The 26,394-nt window shown below is 45.6% G+C and carries 21 protein-coding genes; 12 read left to right on the top strand and 9 right to left on the bottom strand.

Going from position 1 to position 26,394, the window contains the following annotated elements; all coding sequences use genetic code 11:
• The first annotated feature begins 117 nt into the window (after positions 1-117).
• From JO154_RS18620 to JO154_RS18605, 4 genes are all read left to right on the top strand, one after another.
• Complete coding sequence (locus JO154_RS18620; RefSeq protein WP_291948288.1) at positions 118-588, top strand: DNA starvation/stationary phase protection protein; 471 nt, start codon at positions 118-120, stop codon at positions 586-588.
• An 85-nt stretch (positions 589-673) separates the two neighbouring features.
• Positions 674-1,429, top strand: a complete 756-nt coding sequence (locus JO154_RS18615) for an NYN domain-containing protein (protein ID WP_291948287.1) — start codon at positions 674-676, stop codon at positions 1,427-1,429.
• Positions 1,430-1,435: 6 nt separating this feature from the next.
• On the top strand, positions 1,436-1,969 hold the full coding sequence (locus tag JO154_RS18610; protein ID WP_291948282.1) for an O-acetyl-ADP-ribose deacetylase: 534 nt from the start codon (positions 1,436-1,438) through the stop codon (positions 1,967-1,969).
• Between the two features lie 105 nt (positions 1,970-2,074).
• On the top strand, positions 2,075-3,466 hold the full coding sequence (locus tag JO154_RS18605) for a TlpA disulfide reductase family protein (RefSeq protein WP_291948280.1): 1,392 nt from the start codon (positions 2,075-2,077) through the stop codon (positions 3,464-3,466).
• Between the two features lie 99 nt (positions 3,467-3,565).
• On the opposite strand, the gene JO154_RS18600 is transcribed toward JO154_RS18605, so the two are convergent.
• From JO154_RS18600 to JO154_RS18585, 4 genes are all read right to left on the bottom strand, one after another.
• Positions 3,566-3,706: a hypothetical protein gene (locus JO154_RS18600; RefSeq protein WP_291948279.1), complete on the bottom strand. Its 141-nt coding sequence runs from the start codon at positions 3,704-3,706 to the stop codon at positions 3,566-3,568.
• A 70-nt stretch (positions 3,707-3,776) separates the two neighbouring features.
• The gene (locus JO154_RS18595) at positions 3,777-5,750 is read right to left on the bottom strand and encodes a dehydrogenase E1 component subunit alpha/beta (protein WP_291948278.1); all 1,974 of its coding nucleotides are present in this window, start codon (positions 5,748-5,750) and stop codon (positions 3,777-3,779) included.
• Positions 5,751-5,775: 25 nt separating this feature from the next.
• Entirely contained in the window at positions 5,776-6,120 is a 345-nt protein-coding gene (locus JO154_RS18590) for a phage holin family protein (RefSeq protein ID WP_291948277.1), read from the bottom strand.
• Positions 6,121-6,221: 101 nt separating this feature from the next.
• Complete coding sequence (locus tag JO154_RS18585) at positions 6,222-7,148, bottom strand: TIM barrel protein (protein ID WP_291948275.1); 927 nt, start codon at positions 7,146-7,148, stop codon at positions 6,222-6,224.
• Positions 7,149-7,321: 173 nt separating this feature from the next.
• Between JO154_RS18585 and JO154_RS18580 the strand changes: the two genes are divergently transcribed.
• The 3 genes from JO154_RS18580 (at position 7,322) to JO154_RS18570 (ending at position 11,024) form a co-directional block, all read left to right on the top strand.
• On the top strand, positions 7,322-8,287 hold the full coding sequence (locus JO154_RS18580) for an SUMF1/EgtB/PvdO family nonheme iron enzyme (protein ID WP_291948274.1): 966 nt from the start codon (positions 7,322-7,324) through the stop codon (positions 8,285-8,287).
• 27 nt (positions 8,288-8,314) lie between these two features.
• A complete protein-coding gene (locus tag JO154_RS18575) occupies positions 8,315-9,649 on the top strand; it encodes a Gfo/Idh/MocA family oxidoreductase (protein WP_291948273.1) in 1,335 nt (444 codons plus the stop codon).
• An 82-nt stretch (positions 9,650-9,731) separates the two neighbouring features.
• A complete protein-coding gene (locus JO154_RS18570; protein ID WP_291948272.1) occupies positions 9,732-11,024 on the top strand; it encodes a D-alanyl-D-alanine carboxypeptidase in 1,293 nt (430 codons plus the stop codon).
• A gap of 28 nt (positions 11,025-11,052) precedes the next feature.
• Here JO154_RS18570 and JO154_RS18565 read toward each other — a convergent pair whose 3' ends face one another.
• Positions 11,053-11,697 (bottom strand): hypothetical protein, encoded by a 645-nt coding sequence (locus JO154_RS18565; RefSeq protein ID WP_291948271.1) that lies wholly within the window; start codon positions 11,695-11,697, stop codon positions 11,053-11,055.
• Positions 11,698-12,075: 378 nt separating this feature from the next.
• Between JO154_RS18565 and JO154_RS18560 the strand changes: the two genes are divergently transcribed.
• On the top strand, positions 12,076-15,144 hold the full coding sequence (locus tag JO154_RS18560; RefSeq protein ID WP_291948270.1) for a TonB-dependent receptor: 3,069 nt from the start codon (positions 12,076-12,078) through the stop codon (positions 15,142-15,144).
• 11 nt (positions 15,145-15,155) lie between these two features.
• A complete protein-coding gene (locus tag JO154_RS18555; RefSeq protein ID WP_291948269.1) occupies positions 15,156-16,904 on the top strand; it encodes a RagB/SusD family nutrient uptake outer membrane protein in 1,749 nt (582 codons plus the stop codon).
• A 113-nt stretch (positions 16,905-17,017) separates the two neighbouring features.
• On the opposite strand, the gene JO154_RS18550 is transcribed toward JO154_RS18555, so the two are convergent.
• From JO154_RS18550 to JO154_RS18540, 3 genes are read right to left on the bottom strand one after another with little or no spacing between them, the layout of a single operon-like run.
• Positions 17,018-18,466, bottom strand: coding sequence for a Gfo/Idh/MocA family oxidoreductase (locus JO154_RS18550; protein WP_291948267.1), 1,449 nt, complete (start codon positions 18,464-18,466; stop codon positions 17,018-17,020).
• A gap of 49 nt (positions 18,467-18,515) precedes the next feature.
• Entirely contained in the window at positions 18,516-19,208 is a 693-nt protein-coding gene (locus JO154_RS18545; protein WP_291948266.1) for a gluconate 2-dehydrogenase subunit 3 family protein, read from the bottom strand.
• 12 nt (positions 19,209-19,220) lie between these two features.
• Positions 19,221-20,960, bottom strand: coding sequence for a GMC family oxidoreductase (locus tag JO154_RS18540; protein WP_291948265.1), 1,740 nt, complete (start codon positions 20,958-20,960; stop codon positions 19,221-19,223).
• A gap of 81 nt (positions 20,961-21,041) precedes the next feature.
• Here JO154_RS18540 and JO154_RS18535 point away from each other — a divergent pair, with 81 nt between their 5' ends.
• Positions 21,042-22,496 carry a gluconokinase gene (locus JO154_RS18535; protein WP_291948264.1) on the top strand — a complete coding sequence of 485 codons (1,455 nt, stop codon included), beginning with the start codon at positions 21,042-21,044 and terminating at the stop codon, positions 22,494-22,496.
• A gap of 65 nt (positions 22,497-22,561) precedes the next feature.
• On the opposite strand, the gene mutL is transcribed toward JO154_RS18535, so the two are convergent.
• On the bottom strand, positions 22,562-24,478 hold the full coding sequence (gene mutL, locus JO154_RS18530; RefSeq protein ID WP_291948263.1) for a DNA mismatch repair endonuclease MutL: 1,917 nt from the start codon (positions 24,476-24,478) through the stop codon (positions 22,562-22,564).
• Positions 24,479-24,809: 331 nt separating this feature from the next.
• Between mutL and msrB the strand changes: the two genes are divergently transcribed.
• Both msrB and JO154_RS18520 read left to right on the top strand, forming a co-directional pair.
• Positions 24,810-25,295, top strand: coding sequence for a peptide-methionine (R)-S-oxide reductase MsrB (msrB, locus tag JO154_RS18525; RefSeq protein ID WP_366935593.1), 486 nt, complete (start codon positions 24,810-24,812; stop codon positions 25,293-25,295).
• A gap of 81 nt (positions 25,296-25,376) precedes the next feature.
• Entirely contained in the window at positions 25,377-26,393 is a 1,017-nt protein-coding gene (locus JO154_RS18520; protein WP_291948260.1) for an SRPBCC family protein, read from the top strand.
• Position 26,394 lies beyond the last annotated feature (1 nt).

Genomic DNA, 26,394 nt, shown 5'->3' with positions numbered 1-26,394 from the left:
CGCGAACAAAAGCGACATTACACTGTTAATATTAACCGGCTGTTAAATAGTGACAAATCTCATGTTTCCTTATTCCGGGATTCATTAAATTTATAGTAACCAAAAAAATTCAATGATATGAAAGTAAATACTGGCATACTACCTGAACACGCGCAACAGGTGGCTTTGGAATTGAATAAGGTGCTGGCAGATGAAATGGTGTTATATGCAAAAACGCGTAACTGTCACTGGAATATTGAAGGCCCTAGCTTTAAGGAATTGCATGTGTTTTTTGAAGAACAATACGAAGAGCTGGAAGAGTACAGCGATGAAGTAGCGGAAAGAATCCGTGCGATTGGTCACTATGCCCTGGGTCGTATGGTGGATGCGCTGTCTTTGACGCACCTCCTTGAAGAGGAATATACCAACGATCCGAAAAAGCAGTTGCAAAGCCTGTTAGCTGACCATGAAACCATCATCAGAAACCTCCGCAACCTGATCGAGGAATTTGATGTTAAATATAAAGATCAAGGCTCCAGCGATTTCGTAACTGGCCTCATGAGAAACCATGAGAAAATCGCCTGGATGATCCGTTCCTACCTGAAATAATTATTTGTTCATAACATATCTGAACGTGTTGGTTACAACCAGGAAAACGGTAGTAATCAACACGTTTTGTTTTTAATACCCAAATATGGATACCACCAAAGATAAAGACCTCAGATTGGCAGTTCTCATTGATGCCGATAATATTCCCTACCATAATGTGAAAGGGATGCTGGAAGAAGTAGCCAAATATGGTAATCCCACTTTCAAAAGAATTTATGGCGACTGGACCAAACCCACAGTAGTAGGGTGGAAGGGCGTATTGCTCGATTATGCTATCACGCCTATTCAACAATACAGTTATACTAGCGGCAAAAATGCCACCGACAGCGCCATGATTATTGACGCCATGGATATCCTATACACAGGTCGTGTGGATGGATTCTGTCTGGTTTCCAGTGATAGCGATTTCACCCGACTGGCTACCAGGCTTCGCGAAGCCGGCATGTACGTTATCGGGATGGGTGAGCGGAAGACGCCAGGAGCCTTTATTTCCGCATGCGACAAATTCATTTACCTAGAAATATTGGCGGTGAAAGAGAAGAAGTCGTCTGCCGAAGGCAAAACCAGAACATCCAAAGAAAAAAACAAAGGCATTAGCAAGGCAGATAAAGAATTGATTACCCTGCTGACCACCAGTATCAATGATATCGCGGATGAAGATGGCTGGGCTTACCTGGGCGAACTGGGAAATTTACTGTTGAAAAAACAGCCCGACTTCGATTCCCGTAACTATGGCTTCAATAAGCTGATTCAATTGATTCAGAGCTTTCCCAACTTTGAAATTGACCTGCGGGAAGGCGGTAAGAAATCAGGTAAATTGGTGTACGTTAGAAGTAAATAAAGCGCCATGAAAAAGATAACAGTTGTTAAGGGAGACATCACCAAAATAGAGGCAGATGCTATTGTAAACGCCGCCAATAGTTCCCTCATGGGCGGTGGTGGGGTGGATGGCGCTATACATCGCGCTGGTGGCCCTGCCATACTGGAGGACTGCCGCGCCATTGTTGCCCGACAAGGAGGATGTAAAACAGGAGAGGCGGTTATAACGACCGGGGGGAGACTGCCAGCCAAACATGTCATTCATACTGTTGGTCCAGTATGGAGAGGTGGGCAAAATAACGAACGTGAACTACTCGCCAATTGTTATCGAAATTCGTTAGAACTTGCTGCTAGCAATGATCTGCATACTATAGCATTTCCCAATATCTCTACAGGGATCTATCATTTTCCAAAAGACGAAGCCGCGAAAATAGCCCTGGAAACCATCACCGCTTGGTTGGAAAAAGAAAGCAGTGTACAAGAAGTCATGCTCGTTTGTTTTGATGAGGAAAATCTCCATTATGTACAACACTATTACCATCAGTATGTAAAGCCGGAATAGCTATCTGGTAATGATTATCAGCCGTTTGACACAATGTAGCCTGACATTTGCCAGGCTTTATTATATTTATGCCCATAAATCACAAAAACCAAAACCACCATTAGAATGAAAAGACTAACCAGCAGCATGCTGCCGGTAGCCCTGTGCATGGCATTCACTACAGCCCGTGCAGCAGCAGGCCCCGGCCCTGTTCCTACGCTCACCATTATCCAAGGAACAACTGCCAATGAAAAAGCAACCAAAATCGCCCTCATGGCAGTGGAAGAAGGTGTTACCAAAGAAATCGCTACCTCTGAAGTAAATGCAGATCATGCATTCGCATTTGCACTGACCAAGCCAGTAGAAGGCTTTTACTACCTCGCGCTTTCTCCAAAAGATCTGGGTACACGTATCTATGTAAAATCCGGCGATCAGTTGAAAATGAAACTGGACGGAAATAGCTTCGAACAGCAGGCCGGTTCTGCGGAAAACAAGCTGTTACAGCAGTGGGATAAGGTAGCAGCACCAGTTACCGGACCTCCTAGCAAGTTCGATTCTACCACTTATTATTCGTATTTCCCAACGCTGGAAGCTACACTGCCTAAAATTCAGGCTTTCAAAAAGCAATTTGTTTCTCCAAACAAAAACTTCGCGAACCTGATGAAACAGGCCATGGATGTGGATGTGGAACTTGCTGCGATGCGTTTCCTGCTGATGCCTCATGCTGTTCATCCAAAGAAAGAACAGTATCCTGCTTTCTATAACACCATCATTAAGGATCAAAAACTGTGTGATGAGAATGTAATGAAACTGGGTAACATAGGACATTATATTTCTATGTACAATACCTTCAGATACCTCATGAGTGCAAATCCAGGGGCTAAGATCGATCCAAAGGAAAGATATGCGCAAGGTGTGAATGGTTTCTGCAATGAACATGTAAAAGCTCTCTTCATCACCAATTCCCTGGCTGGCTACAAAACCTTTGAAGCACTGACAGAAGCAATTGGCCCTTATCAGAAATACCTGGTAACAGACCTGGAAAAGAAACGTTACACAGATTATGAAAAATCTATCCGCAAGTTTGCGGCAGGTGAAGCTGGTTATAACTTCTCTGGTGAAACCCCAGAAGGTAAGCAAGTGAGCTTCAATGACCTGAAAGGAAAAATTGTAGTAGTGGATGTTTGGGCAACCTGGTGTGGCCCTTGCAAAGCAGAACTGCCGTTTCTACAGAAACTGGAAGAAGAGATGGAAGGCAAAGCAGTCACCTTTGTGGGGTGCTCTGTAGATGAAGCCAAGGATAAAGAGAAATGGAAAGAGTTCGTGAAAGATAAGGAAATGAAAGGCGTACAGATGTTCGTGAGCGGATGGAGCGAAGTGACCAAATTCTATGGTATCAATGGTATTCCTCGTTTCATGGTATTTGACAAAGACGGTAAGATTGTTACCATCGATGCACCACGTCCGTCTACTCCAGAGCTGAAAGCCCTGCTCGAAAAATTACTGGCTAAAGGATAATAGCCACCACAAAGCAAGATCTATATTTCAAATAAAAAGGCTTCCTGATTCCAGGAAGCCTTTTTGATTATAATGCGATGTGAAAAAACGGATTGACTATTACGCTTTAGCGTATTTTACCCATGCATACAGGAACATCAAACCAAAAACAACAATTGCTGTCGGTGCCAGAAAGTGACCAATGCTATCGCCTACTTTGTAGAAGTTGGTCGTGTGTACTACGTCTAAAAGATTGAACATGGTAAAATGTGTTTATTATTTCCGGATGCAAATTAGAACATTACACCCAAATTCCCAATCCCGTTTTTTTCTACCAGCTTAATAATTGTCGGATATGTGTATCCAGCCTAGATTTGGCCAGGAAATTTTTTTCCAGGTCTATGGCAAACGGGACAGGTGTATCCAGACTTCCGCACCGTATGACAGGGGCGTCTAGCAGATGGAAGCAGTGTTCGCCTATCCAGGCAGCAATTTCCGCCCCAAATCCGCCGGTGAGGGTATCTTCATGCAGTACCAGTACCTTTCCGGTGGAGGAAACCGCCTGTTGGATGGCGGGATAATCCAGCGGAATGAGGGTTCGGAGATCCAGGATACCGATACTTATCTCTTGATGGTCTGCGGCGTATTCTCGGGCCCAGTGAACGCCAGCTCCATAAGTAATAATTGTAATGTCTTCTCCAGCCTGTATCAGGCGGGCTTTCCCGATTTCCGTCGTATAATATTCATCTGGCACCATGCCGCTCACGCTGCGGTAGAGGGCTTTGTGCTCAAAGAACATCACTGGATTTGGATCGGCGATAGCCGCATTCAGCAAGCCTTTGGCATCTTCTGGAGAAGAGGGGTATACCACTTTGAGTCCGGGTACATGTGTAAACCAGGCTTCATTGCTCTGGGAATGGAAAGGACCTGCGCCAACACCTGCACCTGTAGGCATTCTGATGACTACATCCGCATTTTGCCCCCATCTGTAGTGGATTTTGGCCAAGTTATTCACAATTTGGTTGAATCCACAACTGACAAAATCGGCAAACTGCATTTCCACCATGCTTTTGAACCCTTCCAGGGACAGGCCTAATGCGGCGCCGAGAATAGCGCTCTCACAGAGGGGTGTGTTGCGCACGCGGGAAGCCCCGAATTTCTCCAGCAGTCCTTCCGTAATCTTGAAAGCGCCGCCATAAGTGGCGATATCCTGCCCCATAAGTACGAGTTGCGGGAATTCTTCCAATGATTGCCGTAAGCCATCGGAAATGGCGTCTATAAAGCGTTTTTCGGTCGTTTTGCCGATAGGGTATTGTGGCGTCGGAGCAGGAGCGAATATATCCTGCAATTCCGCTGCGGTATCAGGTTTGCGGGGCTTGGAAACCAGGCCGTTGGCCACTTCTTCCTCTATACGATGTTTGAGGGTATCCTTCAGTTGTTGTTGTGCTGCTTCGGTCAATATACCTTCTTGGTGGAGGAATTGCTCAAATTGAGCCACGGGATCTTTCTGGGCCCATTCTTCAAAGAGTTCCTTAGGAACGTATTTGGTGCCGCTGGCCTCTTCATGTCCGCGCATGCGGAAGGTGAGGGCCTCGATTAGTACGGGTTTCTGGTGTGAGATGGCGTATTCTCGGGCGGTTTTGACGGTTTGGTAGACTTCCAGTAGGTTATTGCCATCTACTTGTACGCCCTCCATGCCGTAGCCAATGGCCTTTTCCACGAGGGAATGGCAGCGGTATTGCTCGGAAACTGGTGTGCTGAGGGCATATCCGTTGTTTTCCACTAGGAAGATGACCGGCAAATCCCATACTGCGGCCACATTCAGCGCCTCATGGAATTCTCCTTCGCTGGTACCGCCTTCTCCAGTAAAGGTGAGGGTGGCTTTGTTCTCTTTTTTCAGTTTATGTGCGAGGGCGATGCCATCGGCAATGGACAACTGTGGCCCTAGATGGGAGATCATCCCGCAAATGAAGTGGGGCCTGCTTCCAAAATGGAAGGAGCGCTCGCGGCCTTTGCTATAGCCAGCTTCCTGGCCTTGCCATTGTTGTAAAAGTTTCTCCAGTGGCATTTGTCGGGTCGTGAAAACACCCAGGTTTCTGTGAAGGGGGAGTATCCATTCATCGGAATCCATGGCCAGCGTGGCTCCGGTGGAGATAGCCTCTTGGCCTATGCCAGAAAACCACTTGCTAATTTTTCCTTGTCGCAGCAATAACAGCATCTTCTCTTCTACCAGTCGCGGATATACTAATGCCTGGTAAAAAGACAATAACTGATCCTTGCTGATGCTGGATCTGTCAAAATACATGCACGGTAAGATTTAGAAGGATGACCTAGTTGCTGCCCGCCAGTCCGCTCAGCACGGAGTTAATGATGGCCATAATGATACTGAAGAGCAGTGCCCACCAGAAGCCGTCTACACGGAATCCAGGCACCAGCTTGGCCGCCAGCAAAATGATAATAGCGTTGATAACAAACAGGAACAGTCCTAGTGTGATAATAGTTACTGGCAAAGTGAGTATTACCAGCAGTGGTTTAACAATGGCATTCAGTATGGCAAGTACCAGCGCAAGGATTAGGGCCGTTGTGAAATTCTCCACCCTAACGGCTGGCTTTAACAGGTATGCCGTAAACATAGCGGCAACAGCACTGAGTAATACGCGGACAATGAAACCCATAGGAAGTAATTTAAATAACGGAATTAGGAATTGTTTTGGTGAGACAGCCGGTTTGGTTAGATGGTTGGCCATCTCCCCAAACCGACTTTCCAGTATTTAAATTACAGAAAATTGTCGGCATCTCTATAAGCTTTTATCAACGCCGCTTCTCCTTCTGCGCCTTTGATGGAATTGCCATGTTCCATCCCCAGCACACCTTTGTAGCCTTTTTGATGCAGATGTTTGAAAATGTTTTTATAATTAATTTCTCCTGTGCCTGGTTCTTTACGGCCAGGGTTATCACCTATTTGGACATACGCAATTTCGTCCCAGCACATATCGATTGTTGGGATAAGGTGGCCTGTATTGCGTTGCATGTGATAGATATCGTACAGAATTTTAACGGAAGGGCTGTTGACGGCCTTACATATTTCGAAAGTCTGTTCTGCAGTACGTAAGAAGAGATCTGGCGTGTCGCTGAGTGGCTCTAGTACCATTACCAAACCATGCGGTTCAAAGATTTCCGCACCTCTGCGCAGTGCGTCCAGTACATTAGCGGTTTGTATACCCATCGGCAAACTGCGGTCATAAAATCCTGGAACTACTGTTGCCCATTTCGCATTCACTCTTTTCGCGGTTTCCACGCTTTGCTTGCAGGTTTTGATAAAAGCATCCTTGAATTCCTGTTTGCCAGAAGCGAGTGAAGTTTTCCAGTTATTGCCGGTGTCAACTACAAATACGCCCATGGTCATATTTTTCTGTGCGAGGAGGCTACCGATTTTTTCCTGCATAGCGGTATCGCGGCCTAGCATGCCATTGTCTTCAATAGCGCGGAAACCCTGATCGTACATGTATTTGATCTGATCGAGGAAGTTGTCGCCGGCGCTGTTTTTGAAGGAGCCATCATGTGGTGCATAGAGCATATTGAAGGGTTGACCGGCCGGTTTTTTTTCATGAGGTGCGGCACTCGCGGTGGTTGACAGTCCGCCTAAAGTGAGCGCGGACAAGCTGGCAAGAGCTCCTTGCTGCAGAAATTTTCGTCTTTTCATAACGCTTGGATTAAAAGTAAAAAGGACACCCTTAAATTTAAATGGTTTTAAAAGGAAATACTAGCAAAACGAAAAAAAATAAAGAAATGGCTATTTTTTTCGTTCATCACAAAATATTTGTTTCCAAGCGTTCATTTTTTATCTTACCAGAATACATTACCCAATCGATACAGATGAACAAGTTTTACGTGACCTTATTAGCGGGCGGAATGCTTTGCCAGTCGGCGTTTGCTCAGAAAGATAGCGCATTTGCTGCCTATGAGCAGCAGATACCGGGAACAGATATACGATTTAAGATGGTACCGATCAAAGGCGGCGCTTTTACCCTGGGAAGTCCTCAAAATGAGAAGGGTAGGAAGGCAGATGAAGGCCCAGCCAAAAAGGTAAAAATCGACGACTTCTATATGGGTGCTACAGAAGTCACTTTTGATGAATATGATTTGTATGCGGATAAAGAAAAAGATAAAACGCCGCTTCCGGATGGTATGACCCGTCCTACGCCCCCATATATTGACCTTACTTTAGGAATGGGCAAGTCTGGTGGTTATCCTGCTAATAGTATGAGTCAGTATGGTGCATTGATGTATTGTCGTTGGTTGTATAACAAAACAGGCGTTTTCTACAGGCTGCCTACTGCAGCAGAATGGGAGTATGCTTGTCGTGCTGGTTCGACAACTGCTTATCCGTTTGGCAATGATGCCTCCAAGCTAAAGGAATATGCATGGTTTAAAAATAACAGTGAAGATAAATATCATAAAGTAGCGCAGTTGAAGCCCAATGCTTGGGGATTATATGATATGCTGGGCAATGTGGAAGAATGGACGATGGATCAATATGATGAGAATGGGGTTGCAAACGCAGAGGAGACTAATCCCTGGAAAGTGCCTACTGCTAAGACTCCCAGACTGTTGAAAGGGGGAAGTTATGAAGACGAGGCTCCGTTGTTGCGTTCAGCGGCCCGTTTAAAATCCGATCCGGTGTGGAACCGTAGAGATCCGCAGATCCCCAAAAGTTTTTGGTGGAATGCTGATGCCCCATTTGTAGGTTTTCGTTTAGTCCGTCCCGTTAAGCAGCCTACCAAAGAAGAAGCAGAGAAATTTTTCGCAGATACGATTGATAAATATGTTGGTTCCCGTTAGTACTCACTTTCCAAAAAAATAAGTTTTATGGACACTGAAAAAAGTCAATTCCACGTTCAGGGTCGCCGCGATTTTGTAAAGCAGTCCTCTTTAATCGCCGGCAGCCTGCTTGCCATGCCTATTCTGTCTAAGGCAACCTCTTTTGAAGCCAAAGGTGATGTGATCAAGATAGCACTCATCGGCTGTGGTGGCCGAGGTACTGGTGCTGCTACACAAGCCCTCAGCACCAAAGAAAATGTACAACTCGTAGCGATGGCAGATGCCTTCCCCGACAGGCTTTCAGACAGTTATAATAACATCAAAGAAGCCCTGGGCGATAAAGCCAGCAGGGTAAACGTTCCAGAGAAAAACAAATTCATCGGATTTGATGCCTACAAAGAAGCCATCGCATTGGCAGATGTAGTGATCCTGGCTACTCCTCCCGGCTTCCGTCCGATCCATTTTGAAGAGGCGGTAAAACAAGGGAAGCACATCTTCATGGAAAAACCAGTAGCAACTGATCCCGCAGGTATTAAAAGGGTATTGGATGCCGCTGCTGTAGCTAACACCAAGAAACTCAACGTAGTAGTAGGACTGCAACGCAGATACCAGAACTCCTACCTCGAATTATACAAACGTCTGAAAGATGGTATGATTGGAGATATCCTCTCCATGCAAGTATGGTGGAACCAGGGCGCGCTTTGGGTAAAACCACGTAAACCTGAATACACCGAAATGGAATACCAGATGCGCAACTGGTACTACTTCAACTGGCTTTGCGGAGATCATATCGTAGAACAACATATCCACAATATTGACGTCGGTAACTGGTTTAAAGGCGATACCCCTGTAACTGCCTATGGTATGGGCGGCCGCGCTATTCGTACCGGAAAAGAATACGGTGAAATCTTCGACCATCATAGTGTAGAATATCGTTACTCCGATGGCGTAGTGATGAACAGTCAGTGTCGTCACTGGAAAGATGCAGCCAGCAAGGTAGATGAGGAAATTGTGGGTACCAAAGGCCGTATCTACTGTGGTGCCGGTAAGATCGTGGACGCTAAAGGAAAAGTATTGTATCAGTTTGATCGTAAGAAGGAAAACAATCCTTATCAAACCGAACATGATGAGCTGTTTGCAGCGATTGCGGCAGGGAAATATAAATTCTCTGATGCCCTCCACGGCGCACAGGCAACGCTTTCAGCGATCATCGGTCGTTTGTCTACTTACTCAGGACAAATAATCCATTGGGACAAAGCGCTGGAATCCGGACTGGATATACATCCGAAGACTTATGCCTTCGATGCACAACCGCCGGTACTGCCTGATGCTGATGGATTCTATCCATATGCCAAACCCGGCATAACCAAATATATTGGTTAGTTTAGACGGACGATGCCGGGGTTTGTTATAAGGACACACAAATTCCCGGCATCGCCATCTTTATTATTCGTATTTTCCGGCCATGAGGAATTTTACCATGGCTTTGCTGTTGACTTTAACTGCTATCGCGGGAAAAGCGCAACAGGCGAATATCTCCAAATGGGCTAGCACCCAACTGCTGAATAGTGCACCACTGAAGGACGCGCATGTTGGTGTCTCCCTATATGAACCTGCTACCGGAAAATACTGGTATCAATACCAGGACGATAAATTTTTTACGCCCGCATCCAACACCAAAATATTCTCTCTCTACACAGGATTGAAACTCTTAGGAGATTCCCTGCCGGCTGTTCGCTATTTTGAAAATGATACGGCCATCTTCCTAAAAGGCACTGCAGATCCGTCTTTCCTACATCCGGATTATACTTATCAACCCTTGCTGACTTTACTGCAAAAAACGAAGAAGCAGATTTATATTGTTAGCAGTGGTAATGCCAACAAGCGTTATGGGCCAGGATGGTCTTGGAGTGATTATGCCGATGACTATCAACCGGAGCTGAACGAGTGGCCAATGTATGGAAATGTAGTTCGCCTATATCACCATAAAGATACCAGCATCATGATCCCTGATCTGTATAATATGGCCGTACAGCCAGATGATACTAGTAAAGAAGTATCTACAGACAGAGAGGAGAGAAATAATTATTTCTACCTGAAATTCAATAAGAAAGACAATAGTTTCAGTAAGACAGAAGTGCCTTTTATCACTGGGTCTATCCAGGATTTGCGCGAGCGACTGGAAGATACATTGCATCGTCCGATAGGCGTAGCTATGGCAGCTCCATCGGGCAAGTACAAACTGTTGCGTAGTATACCAGTGGATTCACTGTTTACACCGATGATGCATCGCAGTGATAATTTCTTTGCAGAACAAATATTGATGATGTGTTCATCGCTGATGTGGGATAGCATCAATAGTGGGAGAGTGATCCGATATATGCAGGAAAATGCATTGAGTACGTTGCCTCAAAGTCCGCAATGGGAGGATGGTTCTGGACTTTCGCGATATAACCTCTTTACACCGAGGGATTTTGTAACTGTGTTGACGCAGTTATATAAAGAGTATCCCACATCACGACTGTTTGAAATCTTTCCAACTGGAGGAAAAGGCACTTTGAAGAATTATTACAAAGAGCAGTTTGTGCATGCGAAAACAGGTACTTTAACGGGGAGTGTTTGTTTGAGTGGTTACTTGGTTACGAAGAAGAATAAAACACTGGTGTTCAGCGTATTGGTGAATAATAACCGGGATAAAGCTACGAGTGTCCGGAAGGCAATAGAGCGATTGTTGACTATGATTTATACAGAATACTAACGAAACGTCGCCGCTATTGCGGCGATGTTCATTTAATAGTAAACCCAACGAGTTTTGTGGTGTCTTGGGCCTGATCCGTTTCTATCAGGCCAACTCCTTTTGCATAATAACTGGTAGAAATGGTTCCTAGTGGGAGGATGGTATTCATGACAGTAGCAGAAGCATCTGTTTGTATGGTGATCACATCCGTATATCCTTTACCGTTAACCATGCGATTTCCTCCTTTGCCCATAATGGTATACTGTAATACAGCGGTGCTGGTGGCGCCGTTATTGGTGGCAGCAATGGTATCTGTCCAGGAGCTACCAACAGGTAGGAAATCATTTAGGTAGGTGAGGCGCAGATCTGACGCAGTATATCCTTCAAAACTAAGTATGGACGCTATTTGTGTATAGATGCCATTGGCGCATCCGGAGCACATGAAAACTTTATCATCTCCTATTTTCCTATATACGTTACCGTTAATAGTGGTATCTCCGTTGACGGTAAGGGTATAGGAAGTGCTATCATTAGATTGATTTACATTGAGATAGGTGAAGGAGGAGCCTTGTGTGTAGGGTGCATAACTGCAGCTACTGGAAGGGCTGTCGTTCTCCGTACTCATTTCCTTACTGCAGGAAATGAGCAGAAAAGCGCAGAGGCCTATGGTTCCCAAAAGGCGACCCTTTCTCATGGCTGAATATGGTTAGGATATCTTAATAACGTTGTTTCCTTGAAATTATGCAAAAAACAGTTAAAATTTTACGCCCAATAAGGAACTGCAGCAGGTTTGCTGTTTTTCCTGTTATTGGTATAAATAAGGACTACGAATTTTTGACTTGTACAAGATCTGTTTAAGCAGCTATCGGCACATTCACAACTGTTAAAGTAGTAAAATTCTATTTCATATTTTTTAAGGGGAAAAAATTAAACAAAAGTGTTTTTCCTACGCTTATTTTTAGAAAATAATTAAGATGATTGTTGATAACTTAAGGCAGATGAATTTGCCGTATCTGTAGATAAAGAAAGCCCGTTCATCGACTAGAGTTTTATCACCCAAAATTAAAAATTTATGGTTCCACGTTATGTGAAGGCACTGCTCTTGCTATGCCTTCTGGGCTCGGTTCTGCAACCGGAAAGCTCTGCTGCGTTGCCTATTTCTCCATGGCAGCAGCCTAATTCTAGCATTAAGGGAAAAGTGAAGGATGTCCACGGAAGTCCGTTGCCAGGCGTGACAGTGTTGCTGAAAGGCACACAAAGAGGCGCTACAACAGATGAGAAAGGAAACTTCACGCTCAACGATGTTAAGAAAGATGCCGTGTTGGTATTTCAGTTCATCGGTTATGATCCGATAGAACAAGTCTTCGATGGAAAGACGACCGCCATCAGCGTAGTCATGAAGGAAAATCAGAAAACCTTGGATGAATACGTAGTAGTAGGTTATGGTACCCAGAAAAAAGTTACCAAGACAGGTGCTGTATCTATGGTAAAAGGTACTGAATTACAACAGTCGCCCAACGTCAACATCTCGAACTCATTGGTCGGGCGTATTCCAGGTATTATCGCCGTTAACCAAAGTGGTGAGCCTGGATATGATGGCTCACAGATTTTTATCCGCGGACGTAGTACGCTGGGAAACAGTAAGCCACTAGTAGTAATAGACGGTTTTCCAAGGGATGGTTTTGAACGCATGAATCCAAATGATATCGAAAGCGTTTCCATTCTGAAAGATGCTGCTGCAGCGATTTATGGTAGTCGTGCTGCAAATGGAGTAATCCTCGTTACCACTAAAAGAGGTAAAGGCGGTAAACCTACTGTAAGCTATGGTTACAACCAATCTTTTGTAACGCCTACTCGTTTGCCTAAAATGGCCGATGCGCCTACTTATGCACAGATCGTAAATGAAATTCTGAGCTATGGTGGCGATCCTATTCGCTATTCTGCGGACGACATTAAAAAATTCGGAGATGGTTCAGACCCTTGGCTGCACCCAAATACAAATTGGTATGATGCTGCCATCAAGAAAATTTCCCTGCAAAACAGACATGATATCTCCCTCTCCGGTGGAACAGATAAAATGACTTACTTCGTATCAGCAGGATCATTATTCCAGGATGGTATCTACAAAAGCAGTGCTACCAATTACAAACAACAGAACGTAAGAGCCAACCTGGATGCGGTGGTGAATGATTATATCCGCTTGAGATTTGATCTGGCAGGAAGGTTGGAAGACCGTAATTTCCCTCCACGCAGTGCAGGTTCTATCTTCAGAGCATTAATGCGTGGTCGCCCTACGGAGAATGCTATCTGGCCTAATGGCTTGCCTGGTCCGGATATTGAATATGGTGATAACCCTGTTGTAACCGGAACTAACGCGATCGGATATACGAGCGATAAGAATTACGTATTAAACGGAACCTTCGCCGCAGTGGTGAACATCCCCTGGGTACAAGGTATGTTTGTAGACGGAAGCTACGCTTACGATCAGAATTTCGACTTCTATAAATCATTTGTAAAACCATGGACACTATATACACTTGATCCTAACAGTACAGACCATAAACTGATTCCTGGCTCCAGAGGGGTTTCTGCTCCTGAGCTCAATGAGAGCTTTACAACCGCCAGAAGCTCTACAGTGAACCTGAAGTTAAATTATACACGCACCTTCGGCAAACACTATGTAAGCGCCTTTGTTGCGGTTGAACAAAATACCATCAAAGGAGACTTCTTAAGCGCTTACAGGAAATTCTTTGTGAGTGATAAACTGGATCAAATGTTTGCCGGTGGCGACAAACAAAAAGATAATGGTGGTACCGGATATGAGTATGCGCGCCGCAATTACTTCGGACGTTTGTCTTATAACATGCGTGAAACTTATCTCTTCGATTTCAACTTCCGTTTTGATGGTACCCAAAACTTCCCTGCAGGCCGCCGAATGGGCTTCTTCCCAGGTGCCTCTGCCGGATGGGTACTTTCTAATGAAAGCTTCTGGAAACGCAACATATCATTCATGGATTACTTCAAAATCCGTGGATCTTGGGGCCAGATGGGTAACGACAACGTACCTCCCTTCCAATACCTTACCACATATGGATTTACCAGCTCTGGTGTTATGTTTGGGAACGATCTGAATAAAACACTTTACCAGGTGCGTACGCCCAATCCAAATATTACCTGGGAGGTGGCCAATAACTATAACGTGGGTATAGAAACAAAACTGTTTAAAGAAAAATTATCGCTGGAAGCAGATTACTTCTATTCCAAACGCTCTAACATCCTCATTCCACGTAATGCGGCCGTTCCAGATTATACTGGTCTGACTCTGCCAGATGAAAACATTGGCGTGGTCCGTAACCAAGGCTTTGAGTTGGTGATGTCTCACAAAAACGATATCAAGAAATTCCACTACGAAATAATTGGTACTGTTACCAGGGCTAAAAACAAAATACTGTACTGGGCAGAATCTCCCAATGTGCCAGTATGGCAACAGTATACCGGTCACCAAATAGATGCTCCTTTATACTACAAAGCAGTAGGTATTTATCATTCACAGGATGAAATAGATAAATCACCACATGTGGATGGAGCACGTCCGGGAGATATCATCTTTGCAGATATTAACGGCGATAAAAAAATTGATGATCTGGACAAAATTCGAATCGACAGAACACAATATCCGACCATGATTTATGGACTGACGCTCACTGCTAAGTACAAGAATTTCGATTTCACTATGCTGTGGCAAGGTGCTACCGGCGCTAGCCAGTATATCCGCACAGAATCTGGTCTGATCGGAAACTTCCCTGAAGCCATTGTAAAAGACAGATGGACCCCAACCAATACCAACGCCAACTGGCCAAGAGCGTACGACCGTGACCGTGAGTACTGGGTAGGTCGTCAAAATACTTTCTGGTTCTGGAATACCGACTATGCACGTTTGAAAACACTGGATTTGGGCTACAATGTTCCTACCACCCTTTGCAAAAGAGTGGGCATACAGAATTTGCGTGTATACGTGTCTGGCCAAAACCTGCTGACAATTGACAAAGTGAAAATTTTCGATCCAGAGGCGCCACAAGGAAGCGGCCAGTATTACCCACAAACCAAAATCTACAATGTGGGATTAAACGTAACCTTCTAATTATTTGAACCATGAGAAAACTGAAAATATTCGGATATATATGCGGGTTGATGGCGGTGGCATCGGCTGTCTCCTGTAATAAAGATTTCCTGGAGAAGAAGCCACTGACAGAGTTCCAGGAAAGTGATGTTTGGCGGGATCAGGGCTTGATCCAGGCTTTTGTAAATGATCTGTATGCACAGATGCGCCCTGGTTTTAATGAGGTAATGTTGAGTTCTATGGTCGATGAGACACGATTCATCCATGACTATAGCACTTCTCGTGTAGTGCAAGGAAATATAACCCCCGATGATATGGGAGCGTTAAATGATTTTGCCCGCTGGGCGCCTAATTATAAAGCCATCCGGAACTGTAATATGTTCATGGAGAAAATTGGTAGCGTAAATGGTCTAAATCCAGATGTAGTGGCTCGTATGAAAGGAGAAGTATTTTTCATGCGCGCTTGGTATTATCAAATGTTGGTGAAACATTTTGGAGGTGTTCCGCTCATTACTTACACCTTCAACCTGACCGGAGAAAACAGCGATTTTCTGAACGTTTCCAGGGCAGGATTCACTACCTGCGTCAGGTATATTTCCGATCAGTGCGATAGTGCTGTAAAATATCTGCCTGCTAAATACGATGCAGTTGATCAAAAAGGTAGGGTGACCAAATATGCAGCTTTTGCTCTGAAATCAAGGATCTTGCTGTATGCAGCCAGCGATCTATACAAACCAACCGGCAATCCGAATGATTCCATTGTATGCAATACCACCGACCTGTCCGTGGATTTTGCTACAAAGTCGAAGGCAGCATCCGATAGCGTTATCAATTCCGGGTTATTTAATCTTTATCAACCAAGTGCCAGTCCATCGGATAACTATGGCCGCGTATTTACAGATAAAGGCAACAGTGAGATGATTTTCGTAAAACTGTATGATAAATCACTCCTGGGTACCAGACATGATCTATACAACGGTCCTAATGGTTATCATAACTGGGGTGGCAACGTACCCATCGAAAACTTCGTATCTGGCTATGAAATGGCAGATGGCACCGATTTTAGCTGGTCTAATGCAACACAGGCCGCACAGCCTTATGTAGGCCGTGATCCGCGTTTTTATGCCACTATATTGTTTGATGGCGCCAAATGGAAAATGCGCCCAGATGACGGAAAGAAAACCGATCCTATTGGCGTGATCCAAACGGGAAAATATGAAACGGCTGATGGAAAGGATAGCGTTTGGGGATTGGATACCCGTAATAGTACTATCGAGAACTGGAACGGAACTTTCTCTGGTTATTACATGCGTAAATTCATGGACATCACGCTGGATGCACAGTTCCTGAATGGTGACCAGAGCTGGATCTGGTTCCGTTATGCGGAAATACTGCTGAACAAGGCCGAAGCATCCATGATTTTAGGAGATTATCCTGGCGCACAAACTTTGATCAACCTGGTGCGTACCCGTGCAGGCATGCCCGCAACATCGTTGACAGATGCTACTTTATGGAATGTATACAGATATGAAAGAAGGTATGAACTGGCCTTTGAAGAACACCGCTACTTTGACCTGAGAAGATGGAAACTCGCGCCTGCTGCACTGAGCGACCCTGCGAAGGCAATAGATGTACGTGGTTCCTTTGTGGCTGGTCATCCATTCAAGTATACTGTATTCACCATGCAGAACAGACAGTTTAATGTGCAAAACTACTTCGCGCCTATTCCGGCAGCAGAAGTAAGAAAGAATCTTAAACTGGCACAGAACCCTAATTACTAGTCGCAGTTAAATGAATGCCTGTGGCCCTTGCCGGCGGGCAGGGGCCACAAAAAAAGCAAAAGGATTGACGTCGCAGACGTCAATCCTTTTGCTTTATAAAAAAGACTAATTATTTATGCACCGAGTGTCCAGCCATCACGGTAGGTTCGTTTCACGAACTGATTGGCCGCATCGAAATTGGTGATCTTCATATTAGGTCCATCCCAAAGCAGTTTGATATTACGGCCAGGATAGTTAAAGCCTTTGCCATCCTGTTTAGACTCGCGGAGATCGTAACTTCTGATAGCCAGGTTACCCATGAGAATACTCTCTGTGAGCGGACCCGCAATATCAAATGGAGAACTGAGGGCTTTCGCTTCTTTACTGTTATATCCTGCCAATGCAGCGTTTACCCATTGCTTATAGTGTCCTTCCGGCACGCGTGCAATTGTTTGCGCTACATTTACCTCCTTATTGCGAGAAGTAGGCAGTAATGTAGGGTTCATACCATAAGTGCCACACATCATTTTCCCTTTTGTACCGATGAATATTACGCCGTTACCGCCATCTCCCATCATTTCATTCGGTCCCAGTTCTTCCGGACGTTCTGGCTGTATACCGCCATCCATCCAATGCATGGTCACTTCTTTACCACCTTTAACAGGGAATTTCATGATAACATGTGAAGAAGGAGGGCAGCTTTCAGGGAAATAGCCACGCTTGAATTCACCTACGTATACGCTACCAACACTGGCTTCTACGGAGGATGGATAACCCAATCCCAGTACGCGGAATGGTGGTTCTATCAGGTGACAACCCATGTCACCGAGGGCGCCGGTACCGTAATCCCACCATCCTCTCCAGTTGAAAGGAACGAGATTATCTACGAAATTCTTTTTAGGCGCAGTTCCCAGCCAGAGATCCCAGTCGAGATCAGCAGGAATTTGAGCATTGGTTTGAGGCCATGCAATACCTTGTGGCCATACTGGACGGTCGGTCCAAACGTAGACGGTGTGTACATCTCCGATCAAACCGGCATTGTACCATTCCATCAGTTGGCGCACGCCATCGCCAGAAGCGCCCTGGTTACCCATTTGGGTGACTACTTTATATTTTTTAGCGGCTTCCGTCAGTTTGCGGGCTTCATAAATATCGTGGGTGAGCGGTTTCTGTACGTATACGTGTTTGCCCAACTGCATGGCGCCCATTGCGGCTACGGCATGCTGATGATCAGGTGTCGATACAGAAACAGCATCGAAATTTTTATGCTCTTTTTCAAACATCTCCCTGAAGTCCGTATAGAATTTGGCTTTCGGGAATTGTTTTACAGCATCTGCTGCACGACGTTTATCCACATCGCAGAGGAAGGCAATATCTGCACGTCCTTCTGCAAAGCTTCTAATATCACCAAGACCTTTACCGCCAACACCAACGCCGGCAACACGGAGTTTATCGCTCGGGGCAACAAATCCTCTTCCTAAAACATGACGTGGAACGATCATGAATCCCGCCGCGGCCAGTGCACCGTTCCGGAGAAATGATCTACGGGAAACATTATTCCCCTCATTCTTTTTTTCTGACATAGAATGAATAGTTTTTTAAGAAATAAATAATAGCAACCCAACAAATTGATTAGTCCCAGGTCATTAACTTGCCTCTATCTTCTATTTTCAGGCATTCTGCCAGGGTTTTTTCATCATAGGCCAGTCCATAATGCTGCAGTACATCGTCTGGAACACCGTTCCATTCGTTAGGAGTGTTGCCTTTATAATCGAGATCTTTGATACCTATTTTGCTGGTGAAAAATCCAGTGGCAGTAAGATTGCGCATCAGGTTGAAGAAAGCCACCCCCTGACTCAGCTCTGGTTTGGCTTTTTCAGGATATGCGATATCGTCAACGATCTGAATGCGTTGCTCCTGGCTGGCTTCCGCGAAAGAGGTATTGAATCTTTTTGCAGCCTGTACATCTATCCAGCGTAAACCGCCTCGCATGGGCAACTGCATGTCCGGCTTATCTTTCACCATGAACTCGATGAACGCCGGCACGCCAGCATCGGTAGCACTACCAGAGTGTTCATCGGCAGGAATAATAATATCAGCCAGGATGGTGATAGTTTTCATTTCTGCAGGCGTGAAGAAGGGCTCTGCATTTAGTTTGGCATCCCGTTTTACTTCATCTGCAGTACGGCCATAACCCGGGGTTTTGCTTTTTCCAGCATCCTTGTCGCTTCCTGTTTTCTTGTCGTCACAACCGGTAGAAGATAGTAAGGCACTTACAGATAAAGTTCCCAGCGCGATGGCTTTAAGGGATTTTCTTCTATCCATATCGGAATTGTTTTAGATGTTTTGTTTTTTCAATTGATCCACAATGTACTCTGATGCGCGCAGAGAGAGGGCCAGAATGGTCCAGGTAGGGTTTTTGTCCGCCTGGGAAACGAAAGCGCCACCATCTACAACGAAAAGATTTTTACACTCGTGTGCTTGGTTGAATTTATTCAGTACTGATTTGTTAGGATTGTCACCCATACGTGTGGTGCCTACTTCATGTATGATACGACCTGGATTTTCTAGTCCGTACATGGTTTCTGCACCTGGTTTTTCGCCATTGGCAACGCCGCCCATTTCATGGATAATCTGTTCGAAAGTATCCTGCATATGCTTGGCCTGCTTGATTTCATGGTCTGTCCAGGTGTAGTTGAAGCGCAATACTGGAATACCGTATTTATCCACTACGTTCGGATCGATTTCGCAGTAGTTTTCTTCGCGGGCAATACATTCACCACGACCTGCAAATCCAACTTGGGCGCCGTAGAAGCGACGGTAATCATCTTTGAGAGATGCCCCATAACCACCTGCCTGTTTCATTTTTCCATCTTTACCAGGGTATTTGCCGTTCATGCGTTCCATACCGAAACCAAAGCCATATCCGGGCATGTTCATACCGCCACCAAATTCAATGTGATAGCCGCGAGGGAAGTCCAATTTTTTATTATCGCCCCACCAAGGAACATAGAGGTGCATACCGCCAACGCCATCTTCATTATAACGTTTACGTTCCATCAGTTGCGGTAGAAATGCGCTGCGAGAAGCTCCAGTGGAATCGTGTAGATATTTACCCACCACGCCGCTGCCATTGGCCAGGCCGTTAGGGAATTTAGCGGATTTGGAGTTCAGCAGGAGCCTCGCGGATTCGCAGGCACTAGCGGCGAGTACTACTACTTTCGCATTAACAGAATATTCTTGCAGATCTGTTTTATCCACATAGAGTACGCCGGTCGCTTTACCACTGCTATCTGTCAACACTTCCCTGGCCATAGCGTTGGTATATAGGTCGACATGACCACTCTTCATGGCTGGTTTCACCAGTACGGAAGAGGAGGAGAAGTCGCCATAAACGGTACATCCTCTGCTACATTGACTACAATAGAAGCAAGGGCTGCGATCTTTGTTGACAGATCTAGTGAGGATAGAAAGACGGGCAGGAATAACGGGGATACCGAGATTACCAGCGGCTTTCTTAATCATCAGTTCATGGAGCCTAGGTTTAGGAGGAGGGAGAAAATAACCATCTGGTTCATTAGGAAGGTTTTCCTTTGTACCAAATACGCCGATCATTTTATCTACACGATCGTAGTAAGGCGCAACGTCTTCATAACTGAGAGGCCAGTCGTCACCAAGCCCATCATAGGTTTTGTGTTTGAAGTCGCGTGGACCAAAGCGCAGTGAAATGCGTCCCCAGTGGTTAGTTCGACCGCCAAGCATGCGGGATCTGAACCAGTCGAACTCCGTACCTTTTTTCTTCGTGTAGGGTTCGCCATCTATTTGCCATCCACCATAGGCGGCATCGAAGTCGCCGAAGGGACGGGTAGTATTGGCGCCTCTTCGGGGAGATTCATAGGGCCATTTTAGTTGAGTAGCTTGTTCTGGGTCTGCAGGATCATATTTTGGACCAGCTTCCAGGAGAGCGATTTTCAGGCCAGCCTCAGATAGTATTTTGGCTGCCATACCGCCACCCGCGCCGGAACCAACAATACACACATCGTAGACCTTAGCTGTTTTTTTGATTTCAAAAGCCATTTGCGTGGAAATTTTAGACTTTATATATGGATCACGGGTTTTAAATCTATAAATTAAATGTGTAAAACGGAAGGTTTTTTTATGAACGATACCACAGCATATTTTATCGGTTCTGATATCGGTACCAGCAGTACTAAATCGATTTCGCTGGGAATAGACGGCACCATGAAAAATGGATTTCAACAGGCATATACTACCCAACATCCGCAGTCTGGATATAGTGAGCAGGACCCTGCTGTTATATTACAGGCTGTGAAGGATGGTATCCGTCAGATAGTTTTAGAGAGACAACAAGCCCCCGCCGCGGTATGTTTCAGCAGTGCCATGCATAGTTTGCTCGCAGTGGATGGCCAAGGAAAACCGCTGACGCCCCTTATCATCTGGGCGGATAATCGCAGTCATTCCCAGGCGGAAGCGCTGCGGGCATCCGCACTAGGAAAGGAGATTTACGAACATACGGGTACGCCTATACATGCCATGTCCCCTTTATGCAAGTTGATGTGGCTACGGGAGGAACAGCCGGAAATATTCGAGGAGGCTCACTGTTTCATGGGGATTAAAGAATATATCATCCAGGAGTTGTTTGGCCAGCCGCTGGTAGATCATTCCATTGCTTCCGCCATGGGCCTTTTTGATATCCGAAAACATACTTGGTATGCCCCCGCACTGGCAACGGCAGGCATCACCGCAGATAGGCTACCGCAGCCGGTTCCGGCCAATTATATCATCCGTGGATTAAAGCCAGCAATAGCTGCAGAAATGGGCATACCGGCAGATACACCTTTTGTCATTGGCGCCAGCGACGGTTGCTTGGCACAATTGGGGAGCAATGCCATTGCACCGGGGCATGCCACGCTCACTATCGGTACAAGCGGGGCTGTACGCATGGCGGTTCCCAAAGCCATGTCTGACCATCAACAACGATTATTTACTTATTTACTGACAGACGACATTTACATCACCGGCGGCGCTAGTAACAATGGCGGGGTATTGTTGCAATGGCTGTTAAAGGACTTTTTACAACTTTCAGTCCCCATGGAAACTATGATCCAGGAAGCACTCGCATTGGGGCCGCAGCAGTTATTGTGCCTGCCTTATTTGCTCGGAGAACGGGCGCCTATCTGGGATAGTAATGCCAGTGCCGCTTTCATTGGAATAAGGCCAGCACATGGGCAAGTGCATTTCACAAGGGCAGTAATGGAGAGTATATGCTTTGCCGTTAAGAGTATTGCAGCCGCTTTGGAGGAGACAGCAGGCCCTATTCATAAGATATCTGTGAGTGGTGGTTTTGCTAAATCGCCTGGCTGGATTCAGTTAATGGCCGACATATTTGGGAAGACGCTCACCCTAGAAGACACCACAGACGCCTCTGCGCTAGGAGCGATCCGACTAGCAGCACAGGTGATGGGAATGGAACTGGAAATGTCAAAAGAGGGGCAGGAGCAGGTATTTGTTCCCGATATGCAGTATGCTGAGCACTACCAGGAACAATACCGCAAATTTTGGGAGGTATACTTAGCCTTGAAGCAGATTTGAGTGGGTATAAATAGCAAAGGCGCAAAGAGGTAAAGATCTCTTTGCGCCTTTGCATGAAAAAAAGATTACTGATTTCTTTCGAACATTCTGGCGAGGTCCGTCAGTTTGAAAGAGATGAAGGTGAACTTGCCGCCTGGCGCCACATTAGGCATGGTACAAGCAAACAGTTCATCGATAATATTCTGCATTTCACGGGCGGAGAGCACTTTTCCACAAGGGATGGCATTATTTCTAGCCATAGAGCGGATCAGGTGTTCCCGTCTGTTTACTTTCAGTTCCTGTGAGAAGTTTTTGAATTGTTCCAGCAGCCCTTCAATGGTTGCTTGATCGTTACCTGTCTGGATATCAGCAGGTGTTCCTCTTACCACGAATGTATGATTGCCGAATGGTTCCAGGTCATAACCCAGGGCCTGGAGATCAGGGAGCATTTCCGACACAATTGCAGCATCCGCAGGAGGGAGCTGTAATGTTTGTGGGAAAAGGCTTTGCTGAGTGGCCACTGGCGCTTCCTGGAGGGCGCGCTGATAGCGTTCGTACAGGATGCGTTCGTGCGCTGCATGTTGATCAATCAGGATAAATCCGGATTTGATCTGGGAGAGGATATATTGTTGATGTACCTGAACGGGTACTTTTTGTGCGTTGGTACTATCCTGCCAGCGTTCATCAATAGCGGAGGCAGTAGAGGCTGGCTGAGCACTCTGATAAGTCACAGCAGTACTGGTTTCCTGTTCTGTGTCATCATCATCGGTATCAGCGTAGGCACTCATAGCGTAGCTTTCCGTTTGAGGGGCCGCTGGTTTATCGTAAAGATCTTTCCAGTTTTTCAGGTTACTGTTGGATCTGTCGATTAAATGGGCTTGGTGCGCCTGTGTAAAGGATTTATAGAGCGGGGAATGGGTAGATTCCGTTTTTTGTTGTTCCGTAAAAGGTTTGCTGACAGCGTCTAGTTGCTGAATGCTTGGGTCCAGGTCGAAGTCCAGTGTAGGTGTAACACTGAATTGGGCCAGGGCGTGTTTTACAGCAGCCTGTACGAAGGCGTACATTACTTTTTCATCATCGAATTTAATTTCCTGTTTGGTAGGGTGGACGTTGATATCCACGTGTTCAGGGTTTACATCGATGAAGAGTACGTATAGCGGGAAGCTGTCTGCCGGGATAATATCCGCAAAAGCGTTCATTACTGCGTGGTGGAGGTAATGGCTTTTGATGAAGCGGTTATTAACGAAGAAGAACTGGTCCCCGCGGGTTTTTTTAGCGGTTTCCGGTTTTCCAACGAAACCGTAGACGTTCATATAGTCTGTACTTTCTTTCACGTTTACCAGGCGGGCATTGTAGTGCTGGCCGAGGATGGCTATGATACGTTGTTTCAGGGAGCCTTTATCGAGGTGAAAGAGTTGTTGGTTATTGCTGGTAAGGGTGAATTGCAGTTGCGGGTATGCCATGGCCACGCGGATGAATTCATCCACGATATGGCGCATTTCGGCTGCATTGCTTTTCAGGAAATTGCGGCGGGCGGGCACATTGAAGAAGAGGTTCTTCATGGCGATGCTGGTGCCTTCTGCGGTTTGGCAGGGTTCCTGCGTCCTTACGGAGCTATTATCGATTTCTATATATGTGCCTATATCAGCTCCTCTTTTCCGGGTTTTAAGTTCTACCTGGGCAACGGCAGCGATGGAAGCGAGTGCTTCACCGCGGAAACCCATGGTACGGATGGAGAAGAGGTCTTCGATGGTTTGGATTTTAGAGGTAGCATGGCGTTCGAAGCACATCCTGGCGTCGGTTTCGCTCATACCGCCACCGTTATCGATTACCTGTACTAACTCTTTCCCTGCATCTTTTATGATAAGGTGAATTTCTGTCGCGCCTGCGTCCACTGCATTTTCGAGAAGTTCTTTCACCGCTGATGCCGGTCGCTGGATTACTTCTCCTGCAGCTATCTGATTCGCTATATTGTCTGGTAATAAATTGATGATATCCGCCACTTACTAGCCTTTTGCCGCTAAGTTAACAATTTATAACCAGTTGCTCATAGGTGATTATCAGCGTATTTTATAGAAGGAGGGGTACTTTTTGTGAAATATGCGGCTGATTTGCAGGTTTTAACAATCCATTCCCACGGTTCATACGTAATTTTATACGAGGAAATTTAATATTAGGATTGGCCAATAGATCCAAAAACTATCAACTTTAGTGTTAATCAGTCGTTAATACATCAATGAGACAGTTATGAAGCTGCGAAATCTGATATTTTTGATAATCTCATTAACGGTGACCAACTGTAGTTACTCACAAAACGGCGCAAAAAAGAACTCAATGGAAGACGGAAAAAAAAAGTCAGCTGTTTATTCCCGCACAGATAGCGGGAAAGTTAACCTGACAGACGAGGAATGGAAGAAAATTTTACCGCAGGATGTGTACAATATTGCGCGGGAAAAAGGTACTGAATGGGCATTTACAGGAAAATACTGGAACAGTAAAGAAAAAGGAACCTATTATTGCGCTGCTTGCGGTAACCCACTGTTTGTTTCAGATGCCAAATTTGAAAGCAGTTGCGGATGGCCTAGTTTCTTCCAACCGATCAGCAAAACAAGTGTCATCTATCAGCCGGACAATACACACGGAATGCACCGTACAGAAGTACTCTGCGGTCGTTGTAAAGCCCACCTCGGACACGTTTTTGATGATGGCCCACCGCCAACAGGCCTGCGCTATTGTATCAACTCGGTGATTCTCGATTTTGAAAAAGCGAAGGAAGCCGATCAAAATTATAAAGAGAAACACGGGCCAGACAAGCACTAACCTTTCTAACGCTATGCCAACCACGCTGTAGGGTGACTAGATAAAAAATACTATATTTATAGTAATCAACCCCTTGCAGTTATGAAAGCTTTGAAAGTACTCGCCTGGATTATAGGAATACTGTTTTTTTTGTTCCTTGTACTGGTTTTCATCGCTCCAACCCGGATGCATGTGGAAGCTACCATAGAAATCAATGCTCCCTCCAGCATTGTATGGAATGATATTGTCAAATTCGAACGGTTCAGCCAGTGGAATACCTGGAAACAAATGGATTCCACTACCACTTATACCATCACAGGCGAAGATGGTACAGTGGGCGCTGTTTACGCCTGGAAAGGGAAAAAAATAGGGGAGGGACAGCTCCAACATCTCTCCCTTCAACCATATAAGCTCATTCAGCAAAAACTAATCTTCATGAAGCCTTTCCGCTCTGAAGCGGATGTCTACTTCAATCTTTCAGAAGCTGCGGAAAAAACCAAGGTGGTATGGGGCTTCGATGCCCATTACAACCGCCCCCAAAACCTAATGAGTTGGTTAATGAAAGGCGCCATCGAAGAGGACTACCAAAAAGGCCTGCTAAACCTGAAGAGTATGGCTGAGGCCGATAAAAAGGGCCCTGGTACGCCCAGTGGGGTGAACGAAACAGTGAAAGAAATGAACTATCCGGCTACCACCTTCGCCGCTATCCGAAAAACTATTCCGCAAAAGAGCATCACGTCTTTCTACCAAACAAATCTCCAAGAAATATACGCAGCGGCTCAGGCCGCTAAATTGCAGCCAGGCGTTCCCTGCGGACTTTACTACACATGGGATACCGTCAAACACCAGACAGACATGGCCGCTGCCGTTCCGGTACCGGAAGGTAGTGCACTCAGAAATGGTATAGAAATAATAAAACTACCGGCTGCCAAAGCGTTTTATGTGGACTATTACGGCCCTTATAATAAAATCGCCAATGCCCATGTAGCATTACATGCGTTCGCCGTTGCAAAGGGAAAGAAGATAATACCGCCCATGATTGAAATGTACGTAACCTACCAGGGCAATGAAAAGGACACTAGCAAATGGCTCACTAAAGTCATTTACTTTATGCAGTAGC

This window comes from Chitinophaga sp., from assembly GCF_019236475.1.
Lineage (GTDB): Bacteria > Bacteroidota > Bacteroidia > Chitinophagales > Chitinophagaceae > Chitinophaga.
The sequence above is the reverse complement of the archived record's forward strand: the minus strand, read 5'-3'. Positions and strand labels throughout refer to the sequence as shown.